3 protein-coding genes are annotated in these 2,232 nt (G+C 70.7%); 2 read left to right on the top strand and 1 reads right to left on the bottom strand.

Going from position 1 to position 2,232, the window contains the following annotated elements; translation table 11 throughout:
• On the bottom strand, nt 1-222 hold a 222-nt coding region (locus BKE38_RS24680), incomplete at its 3' end, for a carph-isopro domain-containing protein (protein ID WP_165694276.1).
• Between the two features lie 140 nt (nt 223-362).
• On the opposite strand from BKE38_RS24680, the gene BKE38_RS24675 reads away from it, so the two are divergent.
• Together BKE38_RS24675 and dnaG are read left to right on the top strand one after the other, a co-directional pair.
• Nucleotides 363-815, top strand: a complete 453-nt coding sequence (locus tag BKE38_RS24675; RefSeq protein ID WP_076959876.1) for a GatB/YqeY domain-containing protein — start codon at nt 363-365, stop codon at nt 813-815.
• A gap of 104 nt (nt 816-919) precedes the next feature.
• The coding region (dnaG, locus tag BKE38_RS24670) for a DNA primase (RefSeq protein ID WP_076959875.1) at nt 920-2,232 on the top strand (1,313 nt) is incomplete at its 3' end.

Here is a 2,232-nt window from a genome sequence, read left to right as displayed (position 1 = left end):
GGCCATGCGCGTCTCCGGGCTCGGTTCAGGCTGCGGGATGGGGGAAGACGGGCTGAGCTCCGCCAGCGCGACGCCGGTGGCGGCGATGACCGCCGGCCAGTGCTTGGCGGGAATGGCGCGCGCCTGGCGCCATTTGCGCACCGCCTCGGTGCCGACGCCGCAGCGCTCGGCAACCGCCTCAGGGCCGCCCATCAGGGCGATGATGTCTTCCACGGACCGCATGCCCAACTTATGTGGGAAAAAATTTCCGGATGCCACCGGATTCCGCGGGAGCCTGGGAAATTTCTTCCCAGACTGCCGCCAACTCGCGCCGGCGGCCCTGCCAGGATATATGTCGGCCCAAGAGACATGGAGATCCCCACATGAGCCTGCGCACGCGCTTCACCGAGGAAATGAAGGCCTCCATGATCGCCAAGGACGCCCCGCGCACCTCGGCCATCCGCATGATCATCGCCAAGCTCAAGGACACCGACATCGCCGCCCGCCCCGCCGTCGAGCAGGTGCCGGAAGAGCAGATCATCGCCATGCTGCGCTCCATGGTGAAAAGCCGCCGCGAGAGTGTCGAGATGTACACCCAGGGCGGCCGCCAGGAGCTGGCCGACAAGGAAAGCGCCGAGATCGCCGTGATCGAGAGCTTCCTGCCGCAGCAGATGGACGACGCCGCCATGCAGGCCGCCGTCGCCGCCGCCGTTGCCGAAAGCGGCGCGACCTCGATCAAGGACATGGGCAAGGTCATGGCGGTGCTGAAGGGCAAGTACGCCGCCACCCTTGATATGGCCAAGGCCGGGCCGATGGTGAAGGCGGCGCTCGGCTGACACCTTATGAGAGGGGCGCCGCCCCTCTCATGCTCTCCCCGCCAGGAACCTGGTGAAACCCATAGGTTTCATCCTGGACCTCCCATCAGAAGGGACCAACGGGCTTGTCGCTGCCGCCGAATTTTCTCGACGAATTGAGGCTGCGCACCCCGCTCGCGCCCCTCATCGGCCGCGCCACCAAGCTGACCCGCGCCGGACGCCAGTGGCGCGGCTGCTGCCCCTTCCATGGCGAGAAGTCGCCGTCCTTCTACGTCTATGACGACCACTACCACTGCTTCGGCTGCGGCGCCCACGGCGACGCCATCGCCTTCGTCATGCAGAACCAGGGCGCCACCTTCCCAGAGGCGGTCGAGCGCCTGGCCGCCGAGGCCGGCCTCGACGTCCCCAAGGCCACCCCGCAGCAGGCCCGCCGCGAAGCCAAGCAGCGCGACCTGCATGGCGTCATGGACGCCGCCGCCGAAGCCTTCCAGCGCCGCCTGCGCCTGCCCGAAGGCCGCCCGGCGCTGGACTACCTGCTGCGCCGCGGCCTGGCCGAGGACACCATCAAGAAGTTCGGCCTCGGCTGGTCGGGCGGCGGCCGCGGCGTGCTGGCGGCCGATCTCAAGCCGCTCGGCATCGAGCCGCGCCAGCTGATCGAGGCCGGGCTGATGCGCGAGAACGAGGGCGACGCGCCGCCGACCGACCTCTACTTCAACCGGGTGATGTTCCCGATCCGCGACCGCCGCGGCCGCATCATCTCCTTCGGCGGCCGCATCCTGGGCGACGGCCAGCCGAAATATGTCAACGGCCCGGAGACCGAGCTCTTCTCCAAGCGCCGCAACCTCTATGGCGTCGAGCTCGCCCGCGACGCCGCCTTCCGCGGCGCCCCCGTCCTGGTGGTCGAAGGCTACATGGACGTCATCGCGCTGCACCAGGCAGGCTTCGGCGGCGCCGTCGCCCCGCTCGGCACCGCGCTCACCGAGGACCAGCTGGCCGAGCTCTGGCGCCTGTCGCCGCAGCCGATCCTCTGCTTCGACGGCGACGCCGCCGGCGCCAAGGCCGCCTCGCGCACCGCCGAGCTGGCCCTGCCGCTGCTGGCCCCCGAGCGCAGCCTGTCCTTCGTCTCGCTCCCCGCCGGCGAGGATCCCGACACGCTGGTCAAGCGCGGTGGCCCGCCCGCCTTCCGCGCCGTGCTCGACGCCGCCAGGCCGCTCTCCGACGTGCTCTACGGCATGGTCGCGCAGAAATTCCCGGGCGCGACGCCCGAGGCCCGCGCCGCGCTGCGCCACGAGCTGGAGGCCTCGGCCGCCCGCATCCCCGACAAGCTGCTGGCCGGCGAGTACCGCCGCGCGCTGATCGACCAGTTCTTCGCCGCCAACCGCCGGCCGGCCCCGGCCTTTGCCCCGCGCGGCGAGTGGAAGGGCAGGGGCGGCAAGCC

The organism is Teichococcus deserti, from assembly GCF_001982615.1.
Lineage (GTDB): Bacteria > Pseudomonadota > Alphaproteobacteria > Acetobacterales > Acetobacteraceae > Pseudoroseomonas > Pseudoroseomonas deserti.
The sequence above is the reverse complement of the archived record's forward strand: the minus strand, read 5'-3'. Positions and strand labels throughout refer to the sequence as shown.

Coding starts and splice junctions, on each gene's coding strand:
- BKE38_RS24675 (WP_076959876.1), top strand. CDS start 363: ATGAGCCTGCGCACGCGCTTCACCGAGGAAATGAAGGCCTCCATGATC.